General features: G+C 63.9%; 21 protein-coding genes. 14 read left to right on the forward strand and 7 right to left on the reverse strand.

Features of this window, described 5'->3' with window-relative positions; genetic code table 11:
• Nucleotides 1-104: 104 nt before the first annotated feature.
• Both AC1RR3_RS04935 and AC1RR3_RS04940 read right to left on the reverse strand, forming a co-directional pair.
• The gene (locus tag AC1RR3_RS04935; RefSeq protein WP_492819950.1) at nt 105-821 is read right to left on the reverse strand and encodes a peptidoglycan-binding domain-containing protein; all 717 of its coding nucleotides are present in this window, start codon (nt 819-821) and stop codon (nt 105-107) included.
• Nucleotides 814-2685, reverse strand: coding sequence for a PAS domain-containing sensor histidine kinase (locus AC1RR3_RS04940; protein ID WP_492819952.1), 1872 nt, complete (start codon nt 2683-2685; stop codon nt 814-816). The genes AC1RR3_RS04935 and AC1RR3_RS04940 overlap by 8 nt, the downstream gene beginning before the upstream one ends.
• A 408-nt stretch (nt 2686-3093) precedes the next feature.
• On the opposite strand from AC1RR3_RS04940, the gene AC1RR3_RS04945 reads away from it, so the two are divergent.
• The 5 genes from AC1RR3_RS04945 to AC1RR3_RS04965 all read left to right on the forward strand — a co-directional run bounded on the left by AC1RR3_RS04945 (nt 3094) and on the right by AC1RR3_RS04965 (nt 9759).
• A complete protein-coding gene (locus AC1RR3_RS04945; protein WP_492819954.1) occupies nt 3094-3525 on the forward strand; it encodes a DUF5330 domain-containing protein in 432 nt (143 codons plus the stop codon).
• A 206-nt stretch (nt 3526-3731) separates the two neighbouring features.
• Nucleotides 3732-5468, forward strand: coding sequence for a hypothetical protein (locus tag AC1RR3_RS04950; protein WP_492819956.1), 1737 nt, complete (start codon nt 3732-3734; stop codon nt 5466-5468).
• Nucleotides 5468-6325 carry a hypothetical protein gene (locus AC1RR3_RS04955; RefSeq protein WP_492819958.1) on the forward strand — a complete coding sequence of 286 codons (858 nt, stop codon included), beginning with the start codon at nt 5468-5470 and terminating at the stop codon, nt 6323-6325. Before AC1RR3_RS04950 ends, AC1RR3_RS04955 begins: the two co-directional genes overlap by 1 nt.
• Before the next feature lie 7 nt (nt 6326-6332).
• Nucleotides 6333-9218: a phage exclusion protein Lit family protein gene (locus AC1RR3_RS04960; protein WP_492819960.1), complete on the forward strand. Its 2886-nt coding sequence runs from the start codon at nt 6333-6335 to the stop codon at nt 9216-9218.
• 112 nt (nt 9219-9330) lie between these two features.
• Nucleotides 9331-9759, forward strand: a complete 429-nt coding sequence (locus AC1RR3_RS04965; RefSeq protein WP_492819962.1) for a SufE family protein — start codon at nt 9331-9333, stop codon at nt 9757-9759.
• A gap of 98 nt (nt 9760-9857) precedes the next feature.
• On the opposite strand, the gene AC1RR3_RS04970 is transcribed toward AC1RR3_RS04965, so the two are convergent.
• Both AC1RR3_RS04970 and AC1RR3_RS04975 read right to left on the reverse strand, forming a co-directional pair.
• The gene (locus AC1RR3_RS04970) at nt 9858-10274 is read right to left on the reverse strand and encodes a Ros/MucR family transcriptional regulator (protein ID WP_492819964.1); all 417 of its coding nucleotides are present in this window, start codon (nt 10272-10274) and stop codon (nt 9858-9860) included.
• A 156-nt stretch (nt 10275-10430) separates the two neighbouring features.
• Nucleotides 10431-11318 (reverse strand): DUF308 domain-containing protein, encoded by an 888-nt coding sequence (locus AC1RR3_RS04975; protein ID WP_492819966.1) that lies wholly within the window; start codon nt 11316-11318, stop codon nt 10431-10433.
• 318 nt (nt 11319-11636) lie between these two features.
• Between AC1RR3_RS04975 and AC1RR3_RS04980 the strand changes: the two genes are divergently transcribed.
• Both AC1RR3_RS04980 and AC1RR3_RS04985 read left to right on the forward strand, forming a co-directional pair.
• On the forward strand, nt 11637-13286 hold the full coding sequence (locus AC1RR3_RS04980; RefSeq protein ID WP_492819968.1) for a glycosyltransferase family 39 protein: 1650 nt from the start codon (nt 11637-11639) through the stop codon (nt 13284-13286).
• 183 nt (nt 13287-13469) lie between these two features.
• Nucleotides 13470-14249 carry a class II aldolase/adducin family protein gene (locus AC1RR3_RS04985; RefSeq protein WP_492819970.1) on the forward strand — a complete coding sequence of 260 codons (780 nt, stop codon included), beginning with the start codon at nt 13470-13472 and terminating at the stop codon, nt 14247-14249.
• Nucleotides 14250-14451: 202 nt separating this feature from the next.
• On the opposite strand, the gene AC1RR3_RS04990 is transcribed toward AC1RR3_RS04985, so the two are convergent.
• From AC1RR3_RS04990 to AC1RR3_RS05000, 3 genes are all read right to left on the reverse strand, one after another.
• Nucleotides 14452-15846, reverse strand: a complete 1395-nt coding sequence (locus tag AC1RR3_RS04990; protein WP_492819972.1) for a M20/M25/M40 family metallo-hydrolase — start codon at nt 15844-15846, stop codon at nt 14452-14454.
• A 24-nt stretch (nt 15847-15870) separates the two neighbouring features.
• On the reverse strand, nt 15871-17220 hold the full coding sequence (locus AC1RR3_RS04995) for a glycosyltransferase family 87 protein (RefSeq protein WP_492819974.1): 1350 nt from the start codon (nt 17218-17220) through the stop codon (nt 15871-15873).
• A 151-nt stretch (nt 17221-17371) separates the two neighbouring features.
• Nucleotides 17372-18994 carry a helicase HerA-like domain-containing protein gene (locus tag AC1RR3_RS05000; protein WP_492819976.1) on the reverse strand — a complete coding sequence of 541 codons (1623 nt, stop codon included), beginning with the start codon at nt 18992-18994 and terminating at the stop codon, nt 17372-17374.
• A gap of 349 nt (nt 18995-19343) precedes the next feature.
• Between AC1RR3_RS05000 and AC1RR3_RS05005 the strand changes: the two genes are divergently transcribed.
• The 7 genes from AC1RR3_RS05005 to AC1RR3_RS05035 all read left to right on the forward strand — a co-directional run bounded on the left by AC1RR3_RS05005 (nt 19344) and on the right by AC1RR3_RS05035 (nt 24523).
• Nucleotides 19344-19709: a DUF2267 domain-containing protein gene (locus tag AC1RR3_RS05005; protein WP_492819978.1), complete on the forward strand. Its 366-nt coding sequence runs from the start codon at nt 19344-19346 to the stop codon at nt 19707-19709.
• 26 nt (nt 19710-19735) lie between these two features.
• Nucleotides 19736-20143 carry a DUF4332 domain-containing protein gene (locus AC1RR3_RS05010; RefSeq protein ID WP_492819980.1) on the forward strand — a complete coding sequence of 136 codons (408 nt, stop codon included), beginning with the start codon at nt 19736-19738 and terminating at the stop codon, nt 20141-20143.
• Nucleotides 20144-20379: 236 nt separating this feature from the next.
• Nucleotides 20380-21252 (forward strand): dihydropteroate synthase, encoded by an 873-nt coding sequence (folP, locus tag AC1RR3_RS05015; protein ID WP_492819982.1) that lies wholly within the window; start codon nt 20380-20382, stop codon nt 21250-21252.
• Entirely contained in the window at nt 21249-21617 is a 369-nt protein-coding gene (gene folB, locus AC1RR3_RS05020) for a dihydroneopterin aldolase (protein ID WP_166098614.1), read from the forward strand. The genes folP and folB overlap by 4 nt, the downstream gene beginning before the upstream one ends.
• Nucleotide 21618: 1 nt before the next feature.
• The gene (gene folK / locus AC1RR3_RS05025; RefSeq protein ID WP_492819985.1) at nt 21619-22110 is read left to right on the forward strand and encodes a 2-amino-4-hydroxy-6-hydroxymethyldihydropteridine diphosphokinase; all 492 of its coding nucleotides are present in this window, start codon (nt 21619-21621) and stop codon (nt 22108-22110) included.
• Between the two features lie 80 nt (nt 22111-22190).
• Nucleotides 22191-24062, forward strand: coding sequence for a methylmalonyl-CoA mutase family protein (locus tag AC1RR3_RS05030; RefSeq protein WP_492819987.1), 1872 nt, complete (start codon nt 22191-22193; stop codon nt 24060-24062).
• Nucleotides 24059-24523 carry a GFA family protein gene (locus AC1RR3_RS05035; protein WP_492819989.1) on the forward strand — a complete coding sequence of 155 codons (465 nt, stop codon included), beginning with the start codon at nt 24059-24061 and terminating at the stop codon, nt 24521-24523. Before AC1RR3_RS05030 ends, AC1RR3_RS05035 begins: the two co-directional genes overlap by 4 nt.
• Nucleotide 24524 lies beyond the last annotated feature (1 nt).

Consider the following 24524-nt stretch of genomic DNA (forward strand, 5'->3'; position numbering starts at 1 on the left):
AGGTTATTTTGTAACTACAAAATAATGGCAAGTCAATCGTGATCCCCTCCGTCACGCAAGGGGCCGCGAGAGCTTGGGATTATGGATACGTGCAGGCGTGACGATTATTCGACGGGATGGCCGATCGCGGCAGCGAGCTCGCGCAGCAGGCGGTCGGAAACCTGGCCCGTGACGGGCATCTTGTGCTCGCGCTCGAATTTCTGGATGGCGGACTGGGTCTCGGCACCGATCGCGCCCGTGATCTTCAGATTGCCGTAGCCGTACTCGGACAGCGCGCGCTGCACGCCGGCGATGCGCCGCGCGGCCGGGTTCTGTTGCACCGGGATCGGCGCCGGCGGACGGGCAACCGCAACGGCTTGCGGCGCCGACGTCGTTTGCTTGACCAGATTGGTCATGGGATCACTACCCGGGCGCGGCGTCGATGCGGTCGACTCGACGGGCTTTTCGGCAGCTCGCTCGGCAGGTTTGGGCTCGACGCGAAACTCGGTCGCCTTCGGCTCCAGCGGCGAGGTATCGGCGCCGACGGGGCGCGAACGCGGCAACGGGTTCGACAGCGGCACCGACGAGGGCGCGGGAAGATTGATCACGGTGCCGAACATCGGCGCCGGATGCCGGCCGGTCTGAAGGAACAGCGCGTTCGCAACGATCGCAGTGATCGCGGCGACGGCGACGAGGCCGGCCAGCGTGTCCTTGGGGCTGTGCAGCAGCACACGCATCACGAGGTTGCGCTCGGTCTCGACATCGATGACCGCGGCCTTTGCGCCAGCCCTGGCGCCGCGGCGGCGCGGAGCAGCTTCGTCCTTGGCAGACTTCTTAGGCACTTTTCTTCACCGGAGCAGGTTGGTCGTGAAGTTGTTCCAGAGTTTCCTGACGCAGCACCGGCGTCAAGGTCGCGATCTTGTTCTCAGCCGGCATTCTATCGGCAGGTTTGGCTTGCGGCGGCGTGTAGACCAGCGGCAGCCTGACGGTGACGGCAGTGCCCTCGCCGAGCCTGCTTTGTACCGTCAATTCGCCGAGATGCAATGCCACCAGACTCTTCACGATGGAAAGGCCGAGGCCGGTTCCTTCGTGACGTCGTTGATAGGTCTTGCCGGCCTGGAAGAACGGCGCGCCGATGCGCTTGAGATCATCAGGCGCAATGCCGACACCGGTGTCGCTGATGCGCAGCGTGAGCTGCGAGCCCGTCACCGCGGCCGTCACGGCGACCTGGCCGCCGCGCTCGGTGAACTTGATGGCGTTGGCGACGAGGTTGAGCACGATCTGCTTGAAGGCCCTGGGATCACCGGTCATGACAGGCAAATCCTGCGGCGCGTCGGTGACGAGATCGATGCCGTTCTCCCGCGCCTTCAGCGCCAGCAGATTGCAGCAATGCATCAGTGAAGCGCGCGGCGCGAACGGCTCGGACGCGATCTCGAAATTGCCCGATTCCATCTTCGACATGTCGAGGATGCCGTTGACGACCGACAGCAAATGCTGGCCGGAATCGTTGATGAGCTCCGCATATTCCTTGCGCTGGGCCGCCCCCAGCATCAGGGTCTGCTCCTGCGCGATCATCTCGGAGAAGCCGATGATGGCGTTGAGCGGCGTGCGCAGCTCGTGGCTCATGGTGGCGAGGAAGCGCGTCTTGGCGGCGTCGGCCGCCTCTGCGGCGCTGCGCGCCTGGTCGAGCGCCTGCTCGGAAAGCTTGCGATCGGTGATATCGCGCATCACGCCGACGACCTCGGCTTCGCGCGTGGCATCACCGTAGGGATTCTGGCGCCCCGGCTCCTGATCGAGCGGCCGGCAGCGCATCTCGACCCAGATGAAATCGACCTGACTGCGCTCGGAACCAGCAGGCTCGCGCCGCAACCGGAACTCGACGCTGCGCACGTCGCCGCGCGCGGCATCGGAGAGCGCCGTGAGATAGGCCGGACGATCGGCGACATGGACGCGGTCGAACAGACCGTGGCCGTGCAGTTGCGTCACTGATATGCCGAGCATGGCCTCGGCGGCCGGCGAGATGAACTGCACCGCGCCATTGCGCTGATGCCGGGAAATGACGTCGCTCATGTTGCGCGCGAGCAGGCGATAGCGCTCCTCCTCGCGCGACAGCAGCGCGACGCTGGTGCGCGCGAGCGACTCCGCGCCGAAGGCAAGGCCCGCAGCATAAAGAGTGGCCGAGGCGACGCCGAACGCCATCAGCACGCCGCGCTCCGCAGCGCTCGGCTCGTCGAGCGGCAGCCAGCCGAGCTGGCCGACAAGAATCAGCATCCCGACGCAGGAGAGCGCGAGCAGAGAGGCGAAGGCCGCGACGCGGCGCGAGGCCGACAGTGCGGCTTCGAGGGGAACCACGACCAGCCAGACCGCGGCGAATGATTCGATGCCGCCGGTCGTGACCGCAACCGCCATGATCAGGCCCGCGAGCGCCAGCGACGACAGCACATGCGCGCCTTCATAGCGTCCGGTGCGCGACAGGAACCACGACAACATGATCGGCGCGATCAGCCACGCAAAGGCCGCGACCTCGACCGCGCTCGGCGCGCCACGCATGGCGAGATAGACGGGGAATGCGGCAAACGCCGCGAGGCTGCCCAGCAGCCGCGGCGCCATGAAGGCACGATGGCGTGCTCGCGTCAGCGCATCGTAACGCGCGGAGGGATGCAGCAGCGCATCGAGACAATCGCGGATGATACTCAAAACTGTCACGGGTCTCGCGCTTCGGCTTGCTCGTCGGAGAAGACGCGCCGGAACGCCTCCTTATCGTTGAGCCAACCTGTCAGAGCGACCTTAAACGAGTGCTAAGGCGGTAAGGCGTGCAGCCGGACACCGTGTCATCGCGGGGCTTTTTAGACGATTTGACGACGTCTTCAGCGAGGATGGTGAACACAGGGTTTCACCTTCCCCGGCATGGTTTCGAATTGGTGGATGCGCGGCCCGGAACACCACGGAGGCGCGGTATCAATGGAAAATTTACGAGATCTGAGGATGCGAAGATTTTTGCGTAAATTTTCCGCGAATTAAGCGGAAGGCAATCACTTGCGATTTATCGAGAGTTGCTAGGTCCAACGCCTCGCGGAGATCGCCGCGGCGGGATCTAACGTACAGGTCGACAAGATGCGCTTTCTGCTCCGCATCACATTCTGGCTCGGGCTGGTGCTGGTGCTCCTGCCGCGGGACAAAACGCCCGAATCGGAGAAGCTGCCGCAAATCGGCGCCGCCGACGCGGTTCAGGCTGCGACCGCGGCCGTCTCCGACATGACCCAGTTCTGCAAGCGCCAGCCGGCGGCCTGCGAGGTCGGCGGCCAGGCCGCGACCATCATCGGCCAGCGCGCCCAGGACGGCGCGAAGAAGATCTATCAGATGATCAACGACAAGAAAGAGCAGCTCGAGAAGACCGACAAGACCGACAGCAAGAAGGCGCCCGATCACACCGGCTCGATCGCGCTGGCCGGCGAAGGCGATGCCGCATCGAGCGAGGCGCCGCGCGACACCCTGAGCCAGGACGACCTCGCGCTGGAATGGCGCGGCCCGCAGAGCCCGAATTAACCGGCTGTCACGGCACGCGAAATATCGCGCAAGACTTCGACAGCCCAAGACTTCGACAGCCCAAGACTTCGACAGCGCAAGACTTCGACAGCGCAAGACTTCGACAGGACCTGCCGGCGGGCGATCAGGCTCGCCGCCAGCGCTCGCGCACCGCGCGCCTGCCGCCCGGTCATCTCCAATGTACAGCTCCCGGTTTGGTTGTATAGTTGGATGCCGAATATTGTGCGGCGGAGATTGCCTATCCAATGGTTTCACGAATTTTCATTGGTATTGCCGTTTCGAAACCAGACGAGCTCTCGCGGCTTCCCGGAGCCATACCCTCGGCGGTCCGGCTTGCCGCATGGGCCAGGTCGCAGGGCTACGACACCGCGTTGGTCACCGACAGCGCCCCCGACAACCCGGTGACGGCCGCGACATTGCGCGACGTCCTGGTTGAAAAGCTCGGCGATGGCGGCCAGGAGCGCGTGATCGTTGCCTTCGTCGGACACGGCCTGATCCGCGGCGGCGCCGAAGAATATTGGTTGCTCAACAACTGGCGCACAGAAGCAACCGAGGCCGTCAACTACATCAAGATGCGCGACCGGTTGGCGACCTATGGAATTGGTCAGCTCGCCATTATCAGCGACGCGTGCCGCTCCTTGCCCAGCTCGGCAGCACGTTTTGTGGAAGGCAACGGGATTGTCCCGATCAAGGACTACGACCAGAAGCCCGTCCAGACCGCCGACTGGTACGGCACTCAGGCCGCCCAGCCATCTTTCGCAACGCCACTTTCGGAGAACGAGGCCTATTGCTTCTTCACCAGAGTGCTGACCGATGCACTGCTGGGGATCCCGGCCGATGTGACGGAGAACGATCCAGCTCGCGGTGGCGTCGTTCGGAACGATCAACTGATGACGGTAATCGAACGCGAGCTGCCGCTCCTTGCCAGCCAATACGATCGGCGTCAGGTTCCAGACCTTCGGGGATCATGGCGATCGACGCCGGACAATATATGGAGCGTCCCCAGGCAATGTCAGGGAAACGTTCCGCCGGCCGTCGCGGTGCCGCGGCAAGCGGTCAGGCAGTTCGGTTTGTCGCCTGACAGGATCAAGGCGGAGCGGACGGAGCGCGCAACGTCAGCGTTTGCGGCCAAGCTCATGAGCGAAGAGCCGCAGCCAGGCACCGGGCTCCGATTGGCGAACGGACGTATCGAGGATGTCGCGATCTGCCTCCGGTTTGGTCAGGTCACCCGAACCCCCTGGGGTCTGTCCATCAATTTGAACGTGGGAGCAGCCTCGTTTGCACTGAGGCTGGAAAACGGCCGCTGGGCCGCCGGCGCGGTTTATAGAGATCTGATGGGACTGCTTGCTCAGGATGAACTGGGCATCGAGAGTTTTATCCTGGGCTCTTCATATACGCGCGAGGAAAGCGCAAGTGCGGCGCGCGCCGTGGCAAGAACTGCGACCGGACAACTGCTCGGCCAGCCCTACGACGTGGCCGCCAAGCTGCGTGAGATGAAGCACAGAGACCCCGTCTATGGCGCGCTGGCGTCATATCTCTATGCGCGCGGCAGCGAGATCGATGAGATACGCCGGCTGCTCTATTTCTACGGCGAAAGAGGACAGCCGGCACCGTTTGATGCGGTTTTGCTTGCCCGAATCCCCATTACGCGATCCGCATCAGGATGGTCGGCCCACGTTCCTGCCGTAGCTAAACGCACGCCGCGATCGCCAACGGAAGCAGCACACGGATATACCTTCGAAGCGACACCCGCCATCGATGTGTCCGTGGCCGGCGGCTTTCCCTGGCTTCGGCAGGGCTGGGCCTTGCTGGAGGACGACTTTCGTCCGGATTTCCGCAAGCTCTATCGTTTCGCCCGGCACCTGGCTCCCAGCACCTTCACGACATTCGTGCCGGACATCGGCGATGAATTTCAACGGCTGATCCTTCAAGGAGAGATTTGATGCGCATTGTCCTGGTGCATGGCATCAACAATCAGAACAATTCCAGCGAAGGAATTATCGACGGATGGCTGGCGGCCATCAAGCCGCACATGGATCCAGCCATTTTTTCAAGGATGCGCAGCGCCGACATCGCCGCGCCGTTCTACGGCCAGGTTCTGCATGAATGGACGGAAAAGCGCGGCCGAGGCGCCAGCCCCATCGCACAAGCCGCGGGTGATGCAGACAGCGACGAAGCCAGATTTTACAAGCGCGCGCTCGAGGAGTTCCTCCCGGCCGCCGGCATTAGCGAATCCGAGATCAGGGCGATGGAGGATACCACCGCGCCGGTCGAGCAAGGATTGCCGCACGACCGCCGCCTCCTGGCGTTGCTGCGCGCATTGGAGACGATCTCACCATTAAGGGGAAAGGCGGTGTTGCGGCTCATCCCGCAGGCCTTTACCTACCTGAACCGGCAAGGCGCAACGCGCGATATTGACCGGATCGTTCGCCCCCATCTCTCCGGCGACCCTTGCATCGTGATAGCTCACTCGCTGGGAACCGTCGTCACGTTCAGACTGCTGCGCGGCGAACCTGGTGCAGACGTCCCGTTCTACCTCACATTAGGTTCGCCCCTCGCCGTCCAGGCAGTCAAGCTTGCGATCGGGCCGCCGTTTGGCCGATGCTTCCGCATCAAGCGCTGGGTCAATGCGATCGACCCGAATGACGCCGTCACGGTTGGCCGGGCGCTCACTCCGACGACGTTCGGGAACGGCATCGAAAATATCGGCGACGTCGACAACGGCAGTGAAGATCCACACAGCGTCGCACGATATTTGACCAGTCCCGACGTCGTCGCCGCACTCACGTCAACCCTCTAGCCGCAGGATGTCAGCTCAAACCGGCGCAGCCGAAGCAGCCGTTTGCCCGCCAGAGCAGTTCGAGCGGCTTTGGACGCTTGCGATCGCCAGTACGCGAGGCGATCAGCCAGCTGTCGACCGCTACCTTTTCGCAACGGCCAGGCGTGCCCTGTCGCGCGTGGCCAACCGGCTGCAGCGCGAGCTGGTTTTGACGCTTGAGCCCGAGCACAGCGTTGCCGCCGACGTCAGCGATGCCCACGGGATCATGATGGGTCTCGGTTTCCTGCGATTGCTGTTCGATGACTGCCGTATGTTCACCGACTATCTGATCTCGAACTATGTTTCCCAGCACGCTGGCTTCGGTCCCACGGTGCCCCTGCCGCAGCTCATCTCGGCGCGCAAATTCGCCGATGCGGCGCTCGGTCTATTCCGGGCACATTTGCTGCCAAAGACCGAGGCGGTCGGCTCAGATTTCGATGCATTGATGGCGACCATGAAGGCGCTTTCCTCGACGGGAGCCACGACATCCGTCGCAGGGTTAAAATCGGCCTCGGGTTACATGGCAAAGGCGATGGACGACATTGCCGAGTTCAAGCGAGGCTATTTTGAAGGAGGTGCGGACTTTGGCGTCGAGCCTCTCGCGCACAAGCTCCTGCTGTTCGAGCGCATCCTGTGGTCTGCCATCCTTCTCGTGGTTGCACATGAAGCCTCCCATATCGTGCTTGGCCACATCTTGGATGTATCGGCCTCGACCGAGCGGATGCGCGAAGACGAGGTTCGCGCCGACGTAAAGGCGGCGGAGGTCCTTGCCGACGTCGAGGGGTTCGACATGCGCGCCATCGCGCTCCTGTTCGCATTTCTCTCGGATTACGACGATGGTGCGAATGTGCAGGAGCGCCATCATCCTTTCGCGCCCGACAGACTGAGCGTGCTGGCCGCGGCTGTTGCCTCGGATCCGGGACTTAGGCAGGACATGAATGCTGCCATGACGCTGGTCCGGCGCCAACAGCCGATCTCATTGCCTTCCAGCTTCCCGGTCAAGGCTCAGGCATCCTGCAGCTGGTCATTCGACCTGGAGGCGACGCTGCTGGTCGAACTGGCCTTTTCCGAGGACGTTTCCGACCAATTGCTCAAGGGGTGCGCCGCTGAAGCCACAATCGAAATCCGCGATCTGATCCACCCCGCGAACGTCTTTCGCCGCGCGCGCGTAACCATGCCGCTTCGGGATGGCCAGGCATCCAGCGTTCTCTTTGGCAAGGACGGCGTGATGGCCGAGCGCCAACACAGAAGTCTCACCATCGTGCTTCCACCGAGCTGGTGGATCGACCATCCGTCAAGCGCCGCTGCTCTGGCGAACATCGCGATTGTTCCGACAGCCGAGGAGCAACATTTCAGCTGCGCAGACAGGCTGACGGACGAGCAGCTACTCGGTTCATTCGAACGTCTGGCGTCAACCGATCCGGTACTGGCCGCGGTTGTGGTTCGCGCCGCTCAACTTTCGGAATCGGCGGCGCTCGCAGAAAGACTGACCTGTACGGCGCTGTCTTCAAAATTGCCGCTCGCCGATCCGGCGATGATCTGGATTGGTGAGCGGCTTGAGCAATCGGCCTCGCCGGAGGCCATACTCAATGTTCTTCCGGACGCCGCCAAAAGCAGCTCTCCGCGACTCCGTCGACTTCAGCTGCAATATGCCCAAGCGCTGTGGAAACAGACGACTCCCAAATGGCGCTGGTTCGGCCGCGGTCGCCGCGATACGGCCACCGTACGACGGTGCCTCGAGCTTGCCTGGAAGCAGGCGATGCTTGGTGCGGAGACCGACGACGGCGAGACCGCCGGGAAGTTCCTGCTGAAAATTCAGAAAGCGGCGCCGCGCGACGCGCTCGTGCAAACTCTGATCAAAGGGACCATTTATTACCAGAACGGAGCGCAACTTTTCCAAGCCGAACGGCGAGCGGAGGCCCAGCGGGCATTGCTGTCGTCCATCAGCGTATGGCAAGCGTATGCCAAGGAGAATGGAAGATCAGCCATCTCGTATCAACATGAAGGCGAAACCTGGCTCGCTCTGCGCCTCCTCCGTCCGGAGGCGAGCGGGCCCGCTTCATATTGCCTGCGTGAGGTGATCGCGCGCGATCGAGGCTTTGTCCCAGCTTACACCGAATTGGCCAAGCTGGCGATGGAAGACAACGACATGCCGGGCGCCTCGCACTGGCTTGACCTGGCGGCCCGAGAAGGGGCGAGTCACGAATTCCTGGCCTATGTTCGAACCGAGGTTCTAAGGCGCGTGGGCGAACGGTGCGAGCACCTCGGCAACATGGCGCAGGAAGCCTTCACGTCCGGCGAGCCGGACGCCGCGATCGAGGCCATCAATGCGTCGAGCGATTATTTTCCGCTCGCTCCCGAATTGCTCGCTTGCCGGGCACTTCTGGAATTCCAGGCGGGTCGGCTCGATCAAGCTCGCCAGTCCATCGCGATGTGTCTCGGTTTCGAAGATGGTGGCTTCGAGCCCCTGGTCACCCAAGCCGAGATATTGCTCGAGCTCGGACAAACCGAAATGGCGGATCAAATGCTGACGGTAGCACTTGGGTTTGCCGAAAACAGCGCGACAGACAAGCACGAGCAGGTCATGGAGGGCCGCGGCATTCCGTACAGTCTGGCGCACGCGCGATCGAGGGCCTACGCGGCTCGCGCATGGGCGAGAGTACAGCTGGGAAAAAGCGAGCACGCCCGGTCTGATATCGAATCGTCGGGCGCCGATCGTGACGATGGCCGCGGCTGCTATTACAGAGCGCGCGCGTATGCGGCTCTCGGAAAACCAGAGGAAGCAGCTCGCGAAGCGCGAGCGGCGCTCGCTGCGACTTACCTTCCCCTCTTTGGGCGTCTGCATGCCAACGCGGCGGAACTGTCTCCCTCGTGAGCCGCAGATCTACGGCTTCCAGCAGCCTGGAATCTCGTCTGGCTCTCTAAAACCCTATCGATTTCGCCCCCCCGCGTCCCTATATTGGCCTGAACGGGAACTTTGGGCCAGCATGACGACGATCGACGAAATCAGGGACAATTTCGAGCTTCTGGACGAGTGGGACGACCGCTACCGGTACGTCATCGAGCTCGGCCGCACACTGGAACCGATGCCCGAGGCCGAGCATTCCGCGGCCAACAAGGTGAACGGCTGCGTCAGCCAGGTCTGGCTGCAGAAGCTGGTCAATCGCGATGGCGGCGCGCCGATCCTGAAATACCGCGGCGACAGCGACGCGCATATCGTGCGCGGGCTGGTCGCGATCGTGCTCGCGCTCTATTCGGGCCGCACGCCGCAGGAGATTCTCGATACCGACGCGATTGCCGTGTTCGACGAGTTCGGCTTTCGCGACCATTTGACGCCGCAGCGCTCCAATGGCCTGCGCTCGATGGTCGAGCGCATCAAGACCGATGCGAAAGAGGCGCTGGCGGAAGCGTCGTAGCGAGCGCACGTCCCGAACCACGCACAAGGTGCCGCAGGGTGGGCAAAGCGCAGCGTGCCCACCACTTGCGTGTGATCGGCAAGAGATCTCGGATTGGACTACTTCCGCTTCCGCTGCTGCTGGCCCAATCCCATCTGCTTGGCCAGTTGCGAGCGCGCCACCGCGTAGTTCGGCGCGACCATGGGATAGTCGGCGGGCAGGCCCCATTTCTCGCGATATTGCTCCGGCGTCATGTTGTACTGGGTGCGCAGATGGCGCTTCAGCGACTTGAAACGCTTGCCGTCTTCGAGGCACACCAGATAGTCCGGCGCGATCGACTTCTTCAGCGACACAGCAGGCTTTGCCGGCTCGAGCGGCACGGTCTCGCTGCGCCCTGACGAGACGCGCACCAGCGCGCCGTGCACCTGGCTGATCAGGTTCGGAATCTCGGCGGCCGGCGTCGGGTTGTTGCCGACATAGGCCGACACGATGCTCGCCGTCAGCTCGATGAAATTCTTAGCCCCGGCATCCGACATGGGCCCGACCTTTCTCCACCTTGCGTCTCACCGGAGAGACGACGCCAAAGTATTCCGTGTCAACAATACGTTCGGCCAAATACAGGACTGACGAATATGCGCTGATGACTGCTGAGGTGACAAGAACGGCGGCGCTTGACGTGGGTGCAACGGGCGTCAGCCGCCGCGCTGGTCGAGATGGGCGCGCAGCTCGTCGATCGAGGCAAAGCGCATCATGCCTTCCGGCATCTGCGCTTCGATCGAGCCGTCGGAATAGAGCGAATAGGCCATGCCGTCGACGATGCCGGATTTGAGCACGGTCACCGGCGGCTGCTCGACCGCCAGCTCCGTCTCCGGCTCGGGTGCTGGCGGTGGTGGTGGCGGCGGAGCGGCCTCGGTAAAGGTGGAGGGCGAACGTGGTGGCGGGCGGCGTGAGGCGGCCGGCAGCTCAGGGGTGCGCATCCGATCCGGCCGCGGCCAGGCGTCATCGAAGCTCGCCGGCGGCGTATCCTGGGCGCTGGGTGCCGGGGCTTCCGTATGCGGCTGCGGGGATCCGTCGCCGGTCTTTGCCTCCGCGCGCTCGCGTTCCTTGCGCGAGGTCGAGGCGAACAGCAGGTTGCGCCGGCGCGGCGATTCCGGAGCTGCGGGTGGGGTCGGCGGTTCCGGCTCCAGCGCGGGCGGCGGCTCGACCCGCGATCGCTCCCGCCCCGGCAGTTCGCCTTGCCATGGCGGCGGCGCGGCGGACGACGGCGGGGCCATCGGCTCGGCCCGCATCACCGCAGCAGGCTCGGGCGCAGGAGCGCCGGTTACCGCCAGACCCGGCAGCACGGGCCTGACCCTGACCTCGGACGATGCAGCTGATCCGGCCAACCGGCGGGCGATGCCCTTCAACTCCACGACCACGACGTAGAGACCTGTCAGTAACATTCCGGAGCAGACGCCGATCGTGCCGGAGATTATGAGGGTACTGCCGAGGCTGAATTCCCTGACGGTAAAGCCAAAAGCGACCGCAAGGAGGCCCGCCACGGCGGCGACGATGCCCGCGATCAACAATGCCAACGTCATCGAACCCACCCCAAGCCGCGCATCTACACGCGACATCCTCTACCTCTAAGCCACGATACCGTCATACTGTGTTCCACGCCAACGGCCAATTGTGGGCAGCGTTCCTTAAAGGAAGGAAATCAGGGACTTATTCACATTCCCTTCAGCTACGGATCGCTACTGCTAGTCTGCTCCCAGTTGCAAGGATTTGCTGCGTCGCATCAGGAATTTAGCCATAATGCCCAATTACTTGGTAATGGAACTGCGCTATAGGGATTCCGGGGAAGTGGCCCGCGCGCACCAGCAGGGCCAAGAGGGGATTCCGGGTCACCAATAGCCATGACATCCATCACGACTTCGGCGATCGACACGCCTCTGCGGCGCTCGGTCGAACGGACTTGCGACGATCTCGCCATGCTGGTGCTGGCTGCGGTCGCCGTGATTGCAGGCTTGACCTTCCGCGACTACGGGCTCGGCTGGGACGATTACACCCACGCTGAATATGCCGATTTGTTGCTGCGCATGTACGGTTCCGGTTTCCGGGACACCGCAGCGCTCTCCTTTGCCAACCTCTACATGTATGGCGGCGGCTTCGACATGGTCGCCGCTCTCCTGCACAAGGTCATTCCGCTCGAGCTGTTCGAGACGCGACGTCTGGTCGGCGCGATCGTCGGCGTAGTCGGACTTGCGGTGACGTGGCGGCTCGGCCGCCGCATCGGCGGGCCGCTTGCCGGTCTTGCCGCGCTCCTGCTGCTCGCACTCTGCCCGATCTTCTACGGCCACATGTTCATGAACCCGAAGGACGCGCCCTTCGCCGTGGCCATGATCATCCTGATGCTGGGCCTGGTCCGGCTCGCCGAGGAATATCCGCAGCCGTCACCCCGCACCATCCTGATCGTCGGCCTGGGCGCCGGCCTCTCGCTCGGCACGCGCATTCTCGGCGGTCTTTCGCTGGTCTACGCCGTGATCGGATTCATGCCGCTGTTCCTGGAGGAGCTGCGCACCGAAGGCCTGCGCGAGTCGGTCCGCCGCTTTGCCCATGTGGTCTATGTGCTGCTGCCGGGCCTTGCGCTCGGCTATCTCGTGATGGGCCTGATCTGGCCGTGGTCGATCATGGAGCCCGGCAATCCCTTCGAGGCGCTGACCTACTTCTCGCACTTCTTCGAAAAACCCTGGAAGGAAATGTTCGACGGCGCGATCGTGTCCGTGCCCGACATGCCCTGGTCCTATCTGCCGACGCTGTTCGCGCTTCAGCTGTCCGAGGTGATGCTGGTGCTGATGGTCGGCGCCGTGATCGGCACCTTCGCGCTGTTGCCGCGCCGCGAGGTTCCGGCCCGCCGCAAGACCATCCTGCTGATGCTGACGCTCGCCGCGACGTTGCCGCTCGCGATCGCGATGGTGAAGCGTCCGGCACTCTACAACGGCATCCGCCATTTCGTCTTCGTGATCCCGCCGATGGCGGTGCTCGGCGGCGTCGCCTTCGCCTGGACCATGGAGCGGCTGCGCGCCAATCACCGCACCTGGCAGCCGGTCGTGCTCGCCACCTTCTGCTTCGGCCTTGCGCTCTCGCTCGCCGAGATGATCCGGCTGCATCCCTATCAATACACCCATTTCAACCACATCGCCGGCACCGTGCGCGGCGCCGACGACCGCTTCATGCTGGACTATTGGGGCCTCGCACTGAAGCAGGCCTCCGACGAACTCCGCGAGCAGCTGGTCGAGCGCCAGGAAGTGCCGCCACGCAATCGCAAGTGGAAGGTCGCGGTGTGCGGTCCGCAGCGTCCGGCGCAGGTCGCGCTCGGGCCCGACTTCACCATCGGCTGGGATTCCAACGCGGCCGATTTCGCCATGACCCTCGGCGAGTTCTACTGCAAGGGCCTCACCGCGCCTGTCATGGTCGAGATCAAGCGCGACGACGTCGTGTTCGCCCGCGTCTACGACATCCGCGGCAGCAGCATTTCCAGCCTGCTGTCGATCCCGGCACCGTAAAATTCTTCTCCTGAACTGTAGCCCGGATGGAGCGAAGCGCAATCCGGGGCCACACGACTCCCCGCGTTTCGCTGCGCTCTATGCGGGCTACGCTGAACTGCCGCGCTTTGCGGGCGCCTTGCCGTCAACCCCGACCAAGACTAGGCTCCCTCTCCGCAACAACGAGGTTCGGAGAGATCAGCCATGTCACCAGCGGAAGCGCGCCTGAAGGAAGTGCCGTCGAACATGACGGAGGCCGAGTGGCAGCAACGGGTCAATCTCGCCGCCTGTTACCGCCTCGTCTCGCTGTACGGCTGGGACGATCTGGTCGACACCCACATCTCCGCGCGCGTGCCCGGCCCCGAGCACCACTTCCTCATCAATCCCTACGGGCTGATGTTCGACGAGATCACGGCCTCCAGCCTCGTCAAGGTCGATTTGCACGGCAACCAGCTCTCCGAGAGCGAATACAGCATCAACCCGGCCGGCTTCACCATCCATTCGGCGATCCACGAGGTGCGTGAGGACGCGATCTGCGTGCTGCATCTCCACACCCTCGACGGCACCGCGGTGTCGAGCAGCGCCGAAGGCCTGCTGCCGCTGAACCAGACCGCCCAGCTCGTCACCCACGACCTCGCCTATCACGACTATGAAGGCATCGCGCTCGACCACGACGAGCGGCCGCGGCTGCAGAAGGACCTCGGCGACCACAACCACATGCTGCTGCGCAATCACGGCACGCTGACGGTCGGCCGCTCGGTCGCCTCCGCCTTCGAGCGCATGTATCACCTCGAGCGCGCCTGCTCGATGCAGGTGCGCACGCGCGCGCTGGGCACGCCGGTCTATCCGGTGGACGATATCGCGATCGACAAGAACACCGAGCTGCTCGCCAACCGCGACCGTGCCGAGCTGCGCGCGACCAACCTGGTGTGGCCGCCGCTGCTGCGCAAGCTCGACCGCGAGCTGCCGGGCTACCGGTCTTGAGATTTGGCGGATTTCGTGTAGGGTAGTCGCCAACACCCTCTGCACGTCACGGAATGAAACGCCGCCCAATTCCGGGCGGCGTTTTTATTTTGGCCCGCTCGTCATTGCGAGGAGCGAAGCGACAAAGCAATCCAGACTGCTTCCGCGGAGGGCTTTCTGGATTGCTTCGCTACGCTCGCAATGACGAGGATGGAGCGCCGGCCTACTTCACGTCCGCCAGCGCGGCGAGGATGCGGGCCCACGAACGGATGCCCTTCTGGAAGCTGCGCAGGTCGTACTTCTCGTTCGGCGAGTGGATGTTGTCGTCGTCCAATCCAAAGCCGACCAGCAGCGAGTCGAGGCCGAGCGTGCGCTTGAAGTCGGCGACGATCGGGATCGAGGCGCCCGAGCCCATCAGCACGGTCTCCTTGCCCCACTCTTCCGTCAGCGCCTGCTTGGCGGCAGCGAGCGGCTTCATGTTCCAGTCGAGCGCGATGGCGGGCCCGGCGGAATGGTCGCCGAACTCGACCTTGCAGTCATCAGGAAGCCGCGCCGTCACATACTCACGGAACGCCTTGCGTATCTTCGCGGGATCCTGCCCTTCGACCAGGCGGAACGAGACCTTTGCCGAGGCATGCGACGGGATCACCGTCTTGGAGCCCTCGCCGATATAGCCGCCCCAGATGCCGTTGACATCGCAGGTCGGACGCGTCGAGGCCTGCTCGATCAGGAGCCGCCCCTTCTCGCCCGCCGGGATCGACAGCCCGATCGGCTTGAGGAAGAAATCCGGCGTGAAGCCGAGCTTTTTCCACTGTTCGAGGATATCAGGCGGCGTATCTTTCACCCCGTCATAGAAGCCGGGGATGGTGATGCGGTTGTCGTCATCGAACAGCCCGCCGAGAATTTTGGTCAGCACCCGGATCGGGTTCATCGCGCTGCCGCCGAACACGCCGGAATGCAAATCGCGATTGGCGGCGGTGATCTTCAGCTCTTCATAGAGCAGACCGCGCAGCGAGGTCGTGATCGCCGGCGTGTTGCGGTCCCACATGCCGGTATCGCAAACCAGCACGTAATCCGCCCTGAACTCGTCCTTGTTGGCCTCGATGAACGGCACGAAATTCTTCGAGCCGACTTCTTCTTCGCCCTCGATCAGGAAGGTGACGTCGATCGGCAGCGAGCCCGTGACCTTCTTCCAGGCGCGGCAGGCCTCGACGAAGGTCATCACCTGGCCCTTGTCGTCCTCGGCGCCGCGCGCGACGATGATCTTGCGGCCGTCGGCGTGGTCGGTCACGACAGGCTCGAACGGCGGACGGTGCCAGAGATCGAGCGGATCGACCGGCTGCACGTCGTAATGGCCGTAGAAGATCACATGCGGCCGTCCGCCCGCCTTGGTCTTGCCGACAATGGCGGGATGGCCGGCGGTCGGCCTCACCTCGGTGGCGACGCCGAGGCTCGCGATATCCTTGGCGAGATGCTCGGCCGCCGCCTTGCAGTCGGCGGCAAAGGCCGGATCCGCTGAGATCGATTTGATCCGCAACAGCGAGAACAGTCGCTCCAGGCTGTTGTCAAAATCCTTGTCGATGTGATCGAGCACGGATTGAAGCTGCGCATTGGCCATGGTCGGATTCCTGACTTTTGAGTCTCAAGACGTACCGGGTTTTACCGCTGCGGCGGCGCCGGAGCCAGCCGCAACCGGCGGGTGGCGGATGTGCCATGCGAGGCTACCTGCCAGGACTGCGGTCGCAACCAGGTTATTGCCCCAGGCCTGGATGACATTGGGAAACCACGGCAGCGCCAGCAGCATGAGAATTCCGGCGGCGCCCAGCGCGAGCCAGGTTCCCAGCCGCACATTCGCCCGCTCATCGAAGGCGGCGCGATGCATCAGCACCGTCATCGGGAAGAACAGCCATATGAAATAGTATTGCCGCGCGAGCGGCGAGGCCACCGTCATCAGGCAGAACAGGATGCCGAGCTCCTCGGCATCCGAGCGCGCCGTTCGCCGCCGCTGTGGCGGCATGACCGCGACGAAGCCGAGCCCGAGCAGTGCCGACACCGCCAGCACGATCCAGTTCGCCGTCTTGTAGTCGACGTCGATGATATTCATCGTGCGCGGCGGCTTGTTGGGGTCCTCCTGATTGTAGTTGATCGGGCGGACCAGGCGGTGCGTGACGGCAATGAGGGACTGATTGACCCACGACCAGTTCTGCTCGTCGCGCTGCCCGAAGCCTTTCTCCGAGCTCGATCCCACCATGCCCTGGTACCAGGTCTTGAGCTCGGCCGCGTTGCGCTCGAAGCCGCGGATCGGGGCCGGCGCGATATAAAGAAGGATGCCGGTGAAGGCGACTGTCGCGACGACGGCAGTCCATTGCCGCCGCCAGACCAGATACGGCAGCACCGCGATTGGAAACACCTTGATGGCGGTGGCGAGCGCGAACATGAGGCCCGCGAGCGAGGATCGCTGACGCTGCAAGCACCAGAACCCCCACAGCATCATAGCCAGCAGGACCAGGTTCGGCTGGCCGAGATCGAATTGATCGAACACGAAGGTCACGGTGACGAAGGCAGGCAGCGCTTCCAGCCAGGGACCGGCCTTGCGGCCCGATCCCGTCATGGCATTGGACAGCATCCCCGTGTACCACCATGCCGCCACGTTCAGGATCGACAGGACGATGTAGAGCGTGAGCTTGCCGAACCAGCTCGGGATCGCCAGCAATATCGCGGGCAGCGGCGGATAGATGAATTCGAACTGGTGATTGAGCGCGCTCGGATAGAGCGATCCGCCTTGCAGCACTTGCTGCCCGGCCCAATACCAAAGCGAATAGTCCTTGGTCTTGCCATTGCCGAATATCTCCGGACCGATGACATCCGCGGTCAGGATCAAGCAGCAGAACAGGAAGAGCAGATCGAGCGGCGCACGCAGCGAGAGGGTTCGGAATGCGCCCGGTTTGTCTGATAGATTCGGTGATGTCACATTATGTCCAGTCGGCAACATGTAGCACGTAGCAGACCGGCGGACGCTTGGAGAGTCCCCCTCACCTGAAATTGTGGTGGTCGTGATGGGCAGTTTCCCCGCGGCCATCCTTCGAGATGAAGGCCGAGGTCAAGCAAGCCGACAGGGACTGCCTCAATCCGAGCTTGGCTGCCTACCTTCGCAGCAATCCGCCGAGCGCGCCGCGGACCAGCGTGCGGCCGATCGAGCCGCCGAGCTGGCCGCCGACGGACTTGCCGAGATTGGCGGCCATTCCCCCGATCACCTGGTTGGTGACCGATCGCGTCACGTCGCGCGCGATGACCTGGCCGGCCGACAGCCGGCCGCGCTTGACGTTGGTGCCGAAGATGGTGCCGACGATCGATCCGATCTGGCCGAGGATGCCGCCGCCTCCACCGGACTCTTCGGCGGGGGCCGTCGCAGCCGTGCCGGCGATGCGCTTCTGGATCATCTCGTAGGCGGACTCGGCGTCGACGGCGGTGTCGTATTTGCCCTTCACCGGGCTCGCATCCATGATCGCCTTGCGCTCTTCCGGCGTGATCGGTCCGATCCGGGCCGATGGCGGCCGGATCATGACACGCTCGACCATCGCCGGCGTGCCGTTGCCTTCGAGGAAGGACACCAGCGCCTCGCCCTTGCCGAGCTCCATGATCACCTTGGCGGTATCGAGCTTGGGGTTGGGCCGGAAGGTCTGGGCTGCAGCGGCGACCGCCTTCTGGTCGCGCGGAGTGAACGCGCGCAACGCGTGCTGCACCCGGTTGCCCATCTGCCCGAGTACGCGGTCCGGAACGTCGATCGGGTTTTGCGTCACGAAGTAGACGCCGACCCCCTTGGACCGGATCAGGCGGACCACCTGCTCGATCTTGTCCATCAGCGCCTTCGGCGCGTCGTTGAACAACAGGTGCGCCTCGTCGAAGAAGAACACCAGCTTCGGCTTGGGCAGATCGCCGGCCTCGGGCAGCTCCTCGAACAGCTCCGACAGCATCCACAACAGGAAGGTCGCGTAAAGCCGCGGGCTCTGCATCAGCTTGTCGGCGACGAGGATGTTGACCATGCCGCGGCCGTCGCGGTCGGTCTTCATGAAATCCTTCAGCGTCAGCGCCGGCTCGCCGAAGAATTTGGTAGCGCCCTGGTTCTCCAGCACCAGGAGCTGGCGCTGGATGGTGCCGACGGTGGCCTTGGTGACGTTGCCAAAGCCCTGCGCCGCTTTCTTGATGTCGGCAAGCGGGCCGTCCTCGGCATCCGTCCCCTTCTTGCCGGCATCCGGCACGATGGCGTCGAGCAGCGCGCGCAGATCCTTCATATCGATGAGGGTCAGCCCGGCGTCGTCGGCGACGCGGAAGGCGACGTTAAGCACGCCTTCCTGCACATCGTTCAGGTCGAGCATGCGCGCCAGCAGCAGCGGCCCCATTTCGGTGACCGTCGCCCGCACCGGATGGCCCTGCTCGCCGAAAACATCCCAAAATACCGTAGAGAACTGGTCGGGCTGGAACGTCAGCCCCATCTCGGAGGCGCGCTTGACGATGAAGTCTTTGGCTTCACCGACCTCGGAGATGCCGGAGAGGTCGCCCTTGATGTCGGCCGCGAAGACCGGAACGCCGGCGCGCGCAAATCCTTCTGCCATGACTTGCAGCGTCACCGTCTTGCCGGTTCCGGTTGCACCGGTGACGAGGCCATGGCGATTGGCGAGCGCCAGTGTCAGCCATGCCTGCTCGTCTCCCTTGCCGACGAAGATCTTGTCGTCGGTGTCGCCGAGCTTGCTGTCCTGTGCCGTCATTATTCTCTCTGATCTCTCTGCCGTGTTTCGCGTATTGAAACTCGAATGCACCAGTTCCGTAGTTTAACGCATGTTGCGCGCCGATTAAAACCGTTCAACGCGCCCTGAGCATGCGACATTGTCGGAAACATGCGGACGACATCAGCCGAAAGTAGGAACGAGACGTTCGCACCGCGGCAATTCTTCGCTGATTCCATCTCCGCTCTTGCATCGCTGCAACACTTTTCGCGCGTTCGAAGATGAATCGCATGTTCGCCTCCGTTCATAGCTTGTATTTCACATCACACCGGCTCAAGATCATTTTCGAAAACAATACTCCGGCATGTGAACCGGCTGAGGGGCAGGCCATATGGACGAGCTGATCGGACGGCTGGCGTCGAACGCCAGCATAGATAATGCTGTCGCGGAAAAGACCGTCGGCATTATCCTGGGCTTCCTCCGCAACGAGGGTCCCTCCGACAGCGTCCAGGCCCTGATCGACCAGATCCCAGGTGCAGAAGCAGCCATCGAGGCGTCCAAGAGCGGCGGCGGACTGTCGCGGCTGATGGGCGGCGGCCTGATGGCGGTCGGCACGCGCCTGATGAGCCTGGGTCTTGGCATGTCCGACATTCAGACGATTGCCCGTGAACTTTTCCGCTTCGGCCGAGACAAAATCGGAGCGGATCAGATGGGCAAGATCATCGCGGGGACACCGGGCCTCAGCCAATTCGCCTGAAGCCTGCGCATTTCATATCGAGTATCATGACATATCCCATTTCCGAGATTGAGGGCCTGTCGGCCTTTGCCGCCAACAAGTTGAAGGCGCAGGGAATCCGCACCACCGACGCGCTGCTCGAGGCGGCCTCGACCGTAAAGGGCCGCAAGACGCTCTCCGCCAAGACCGGCATCAGCGAGCAGCAGCTGCTGGAATGGGCCAACGTTTCCGACTACATGCGCATCCCCGGGATGGGCCGCGCCAAGGTCGGCCTGGTCCGCGCCGCCGGCGTCACCACCGTGCGCGAGCTCGCCTATCGGAATCCGGCAAGGCTCGCCCAGAGCATGCGGGACGCCAACGAGAAGAAGAAGCTCGTCCGCATCCTTCCGTCCGAGAAATCGGTCGGCGACATCATCGCCAAGGCCAAGAAGCTGCCGCCGAAGATTACGTATTAGGGCGAGGACGAAACTGGGCAGATAGAGTACCGCCCCTTCCAGGTCGTCATTGCGAGCGCAGCGAAGCAATCCAGAGTCTCTCCGCAGAGGCAGCCTGGATTGCTTCGCTGCGCTCGCAACGCCGGAGTCTGGGCAGGAGCATCGCTCCCTCATGGACCCCGGAGCGCATCGGAGCGGCGCGTGTTGCCGCCAATCCCGGCTTGAATCCCCCCTCCCCGACCGCTAAAGCGGGCCGCATGAATGCCTCGCCCTCTCCATCCGTCCCGCCGGCAGTCTCGGCCGGGACCGACGTGCTGCGGACGCTGCTGGAACGACCGATCCCGGCGGTGATGGGCGTGCTCAACGTCACCCCGGACTCCTTCTCCGACGGCGGAAAATTCATCGCCCCCGAGGAGGCTCTGAAGCGGGCGCGGGCGATGATCGAGGCCGGCGTCGACATCATCGACATCGGCGCCGAATCCACCCGACCCTACACCGGCGCCAAGGCCGTGACGGCGGCGGACGAGCTCGCCCGGCTGAAGCCGGTGCTGGCAGGCCTCGTTGCGCTCGGCGTACCGGTGTCGATCGACAGCATGAAGGCCGAAGTGGTCGCCTTCGCGCTCGACCAGGGCGTGGCGATCGCCAACGATGTCTGGGGCCTGCAGCGCGACGCCGCGATGGCGCCGCTGGTCGCCGCGAAGCGCGCGCCTGTCATCGTCATGCACAACCGCGACAGCGTCGATCCCGCCATCGACATCGTCGTGGACATGAAGGCGTTCTTCATGCGCTCGCTCGACATCGCCGCCAAGGCCGGCATCGCGCGCGAAAAAATCGTGCTCGATCCCGGCATCGGTTTCGGCAAGACGGCCGAGCAGAGCATGATTGCACTGGCGCGGCTTGGCGAGCTCGAAATGTTCGGCCTGCCGATCCTGGTCGGTGCCTCGCGAAAACGCTTCATCGCCTCGGTGTCGCCATCCGAGCCATCGGGGCGGCTCGCCGGCTCGATCGCCGCGCATCTGATCGCCGCGCAGAAGGGCGCGAAGATCATCCGGACCCATGACGTCGCCGAGACCTTGCAGGCCCTGCGGGTCGCCCACGCAATCGAGAGCAAGCCAGAGAACACGCAATGACCGATACGATCTTCGTCACCGGCCTGTCGATCCATGCTCGCCACGGCGTGATGGATCACGAGACCGAAGTCGGCCAGCGTTTTGTCATCGACCTCGAACTCTATACCGACCTGTCGGAGCCTTCACGCTCCGACAAGCTCGCCGATACGGTATCCTACGCCGAGGTCGTGGCGACCACGACGGCGGCGTTCAAGAACACCAATTACAAGCTGCTGGAGCGCGCGGCCGGCGCGGTCGCCGATGCCATCCTGTCGCACTTCCCGCGCATCCGCGCGGTGAAGATCACCGTGCACAAGCCGCATGCGCCCATCGCCGCGATCTTCGACGACGTCGGCATCATGCTGACGCGCTCGCGGCACCCCTGATATGGCGAGCGTGCTCATCGCCCTCGGCGGCAATGTCGGCGATGTCCGCGCGACATTCCGCAAGGCGATCTCGCACATCTGCGGCATGGCGCAGGCCGCCATGATCGCACGCTCCTCGGATTACGCGACGCCGCCCTGGGGCGACGAGGACCAGGATCCCTTCATCAATGCCTGCGTCGAGATCGAGACCGACCTCGATCCGCATGCGCTGTTGTTCGTGATGCAGAAGGTCGAGCAGAAATTCGGCCGTATCAGGGACAAGGATCGGCAATGGGGGCCGCGAACGCTCGATCTCGACATGATCGCCTATGACGATGTGTCATTCCAGAAGCCCGACCTGACCCTGCCGCATCCGCGCCTGTTCGAGCGCGCTTTCGTGCTGGTACCGCTGGCCGAGATCGCGCCGGACCGGGTGATCGCAGGCATTCGTGTGCGCGACGGGCTCGCCAGCGTCTCGACGCAAGGCATTGAGCGGCTTCCGGATACCGGTTAACCAAAAACAACCGTTTGCAGGGGCGGCCCGCCGTGGCAATTTCGCCTGCGAATAACAAGATTTTGGGAGCCCTTGGCCGTATGACCTCCGTGACTGACGACCTGCCGCTGGCGGCCGATTTTCCCAAGGCGACCATCGAAGACTGGCGCAAGCTGGTCGATGGCGTGCTCAAGGGCGCGCCGTTCGAGAAGCTGGTCGGCAAGACCTATGACGGACTCAAGATCGACCCGCTCTATCCGCGCGCCAAGGGCGTCGCGCCCGTGGTCGGACGGGCTGCAGCCACGCCGTGGCAGATCATGCAGCGGGTCGATCATCCCGACGCTGTGGCCGCGAATGCGCAGGCGCTGACCGATCTGGAGAACGGCGCAACGGGGCTTTCGCTGGTGTTCGCCGGTGGCAACGGCGCCCATGGTTTCGGCCTGGAACCGACGGCCGATGCGGTCGCAAAGGTCCTGAAGGATGTCCATCTCGACGCCGGCATCGGCATCGAGCTCCAGATCGGTCCGCAATCGCGGATGGCCGCGATCCATGTCGCGGAATATGTGAAGAGCAAGGGCCTCGCCCCCGCGGCCTGCAACATCCGCTTCGGCCTCGATCCGCTCGCGGCCGGCGCGGTGTGGGGCCACAGCCCTTATACCTGGGAGGAGATCGCTCCCGCCGTCACCGGCGCCATCAAGGGCCTCGCCGCGCTCGGCTTCAAGGGACCGTTCGCGTCCGCCGACGGGCGCGTGATCCACGATGCCGGAGGCTCCGAGGTGCAGGAGCTTGCCTTCGTGCTCGCTTGCGGCGTCGCCTATCTTCGCGCGATCGAAGGCGCCGGCGTTCCGCTGGAAGCCGCGCAGGACATGGTCTATGCGCGGCTCTCTGCCGATGCCGACCAGTTCCTGACCATGGCCAAATTTCGCGCGCTGCGGCTGTTATGGGCGCGCATCGAGACCGCGTGCGGGCTGACGCCAAAGCCGCTGTTCATTGCCGCCGATACGGCCTGGCGGATGCTGACGCAGCGCGACCCCTATGTGAACATGCTGCGCGCGACCATGGCGACGTTCGCGGCGGGCCTTGCGGGCGCCAATGCCATCACCGTGCTGCCGCATACGCTGGCGCTTGGCCTGCCCGATCCGTTCGCGCGGCGCGTGGCGCGCAACACGCAGCTTCTTTTGCTGGAAGAAAGCAACCTCGCCAAGGTCAGCGATCCCGCGGCCGGCGCCGGCGGCATCGAGACACTGACCGCGCAGCTCTGCGACGCCGCCTGGGTGCTGTTCCAGGAGAGCGAGACAGCTGGCGGCGCCTTTGCCGCGCTTCAACAGGGCCTGTTCCAGAGCAAGGTCGCGGCCGCGCGAAAAGCGCGTGACGCCAACATCGCAAAGCGCCGCGACGTGCTGACCGGCGCAAGCGAGTTTCCGAACCTGCATGAGCGCGAGACGGCAGTGCTGAAGGCAACGCCCGTCGCGCTCGCGCCTTACGGCGAACAAAAGTACAAGTTCGATGCGCTGCCGCCGATCCGGCTGGCGCAGCCATTCGAGGCGCTGCGCGACAAATCCGACGCGGCGCTGAAGGCGCGCGGCGCGCGGCCAAAAGTGTTTCTGGCCAATCTCGGCGCGCCCGCCGATTTCACGGCGCGCGCGACGTTTGCAAAAAGCTTCTTCGAGGCCGGCGGCATCCAGGCCGTCGACAGCGAGGGTTTTGCCGATCCGGCCAAGCTGGCGGCCTCGTTCAAGGCTTCGGGCGCCGAGCTTGCCTGCCTTTGTTCCAGCGACAAGGTCTATGCGGAACACGCCGAAGCCGCGGCACAGGCCCTGCAAACCGCAGGCAGCAGGCTTATCTATCTGGCAGGCCGCCCGGCCGAGGCCGAAGCGGCACTGCGTGCCGCCGGCGTCACGGGTTTTGTTTTCGCCGGGGGCGATGCGCTTGCGACGTTGCAAGAGGCCTACCTTCGGATGGAGCAGGCATGACGGACGCCAGCAAACCCGTTCTCACCGGCGGCTGCCAATGCGGCGAGGTGCGCTTTGCGCTGACGGCAGCCCCGAACAAGATCTCGATCTGCCACTGCCGGATGTGCCAGAAGGCGAGCGGCGCGCCGTTCGCCTCCTTCGCCGACATCAACCGGACGGATTTTGCCTGGACCAAGGGACAGCCGTCGTTCTTCCGCTCCTCCACGATCGCCGATCGCGGCTATTGCGCCGCCTGCGGCACGCCCTTGAGTTTCGGCCGCATTGACGGCGACCGCATCGAGATCATGACCGGCGCCTTCGACCGCCCCGACCGGCTGGTGCCGACGCGGCAATACGGAACGGAGTCCCGCCTCGGCTGGGTGGTCGGCATTTCCAACCTGCCGAGCCAGACCACGCAACAGAATTACGGACCGGAGAAGATGGCGACCATCGTCAGCCATCAGCATCCGGATCATGATTAAA

Source organism: Bradyrhizobium sp. GW821-FHT13H05 (genome assembly GCF_058804065.1).

Excerpts from the sequence above, each read along its gene's own strand:
- AC1RR3_RS04945 (WP_492819954.1), top strand. The coding sequence starts at position 3,094 with ATGCGCTTTCTGCTCCGCATCACATTCTGGCTCGGGCTGGTGCTGGTG.
- AC1RR3_RS04955 (WP_492819958.1), top strand. The coding sequence starts at position 5,468 with ATGCGCATTGTCCTGGTGCATGGCATCAACAATCAGAACAATTCCAGC.
- AC1RR3_RS04960 (WP_492819960.1), top strand. The coding sequence starts at position 6,333 with ATGTCAGCTCAAACCGGCGCAGCCGAAGCAGCCGTTTGCCCGCCAGAG.
- AC1RR3_RS04965 (WP_492819962.1), top strand. The coding sequence starts at position 9,331 with ATGACGACGATCGACGAAATCAGGGACAATTTCGAGCTTCTGGACGAG.
- AC1RR3_RS04970 (WP_492819964.1), bottom strand. The coding sequence starts at position 10,274 with ATGTCGGATGCCGGGGCTAAGAATTTCATCGAGCTGACGGCGAGCATC.
- AC1RR3_RS04975 (WP_492819966.1), bottom strand. The coding sequence starts at position 11,318 with ATGACGTTGGCATTGTTGATCGCGGGCATCGTCGCCGCCGTGGCGGGC.
- AC1RR3_RS04980 (WP_492819968.1), top strand. The coding sequence starts at position 11,637 with ATGACATCCATCACGACTTCGGCGATCGACACGCCTCTGCGGCGCTCG.
- AC1RR3_RS04985 (WP_492819970.1), top strand. The coding sequence starts at position 13,470 with ATGTCACCAGCGGAAGCGCGCCTGAAGGAAGTGCCGTCGAACATGACG.
- AC1RR3_RS04990 (WP_492819972.1), bottom strand. The coding sequence starts at position 15,846 with ATGGCCAATGCGCAGCTTCAATCCGTGCTCGATCACATCGACAAGGAT.
- AC1RR3_RS04995 (WP_492819974.1), bottom strand. The coding sequence starts at position 17,220 with ATGTTGCCGACTGGACATAATGTGACATCACCGAATCTATCAGACAAA.
- AC1RR3_RS05000 (WP_492819976.1), bottom strand. The coding sequence starts at position 18,994 with ATGACGGCACAGGACAGCAAGCTCGGCGACACCGACGACAAGATCTTC.
- AC1RR3_RS05005 (WP_492819978.1), top strand. The coding sequence starts at position 19,344 with ATGGACGAGCTGATCGGACGGCTGGCGTCGAACGCCAGCATAGATAAT.
- AC1RR3_RS05010 (WP_492819980.1), top strand. The coding sequence starts at position 19,736 with ATGACATATCCCATTTCCGAGATTGAGGGCCTGTCGGCCTTTGCCGCC.
- folP (WP_492819982.1), top strand. The coding sequence starts at position 20,380 with ATGAATGCCTCGCCCTCTCCATCCGTCCCGCCGGCAGTCTCGGCCGGG.
- folB (WP_166098614.1), top strand. The coding sequence starts at position 21,249 with ATGACCGATACGATCTTCGTCACCGGCCTGTCGATCCATGCTCGCCAC.
- folK (WP_492819985.1), top strand. The coding sequence starts at position 21,619 with ATGGCGAGCGTGCTCATCGCCCTCGGCGGCAATGTCGGCGATGTCCGC.
- AC1RR3_RS05030 (WP_492819987.1), top strand. The coding sequence starts at position 22,191 with ATGACCTCCGTGACTGACGACCTGCCGCTGGCGGCCGATTTTCCCAAG.
- AC1RR3_RS05035 (WP_492819989.1), top strand. The coding sequence starts at position 24,059 with ATGACGGACGCCAGCAAACCCGTTCTCACCGGCGGCTGCCAATGCGGC.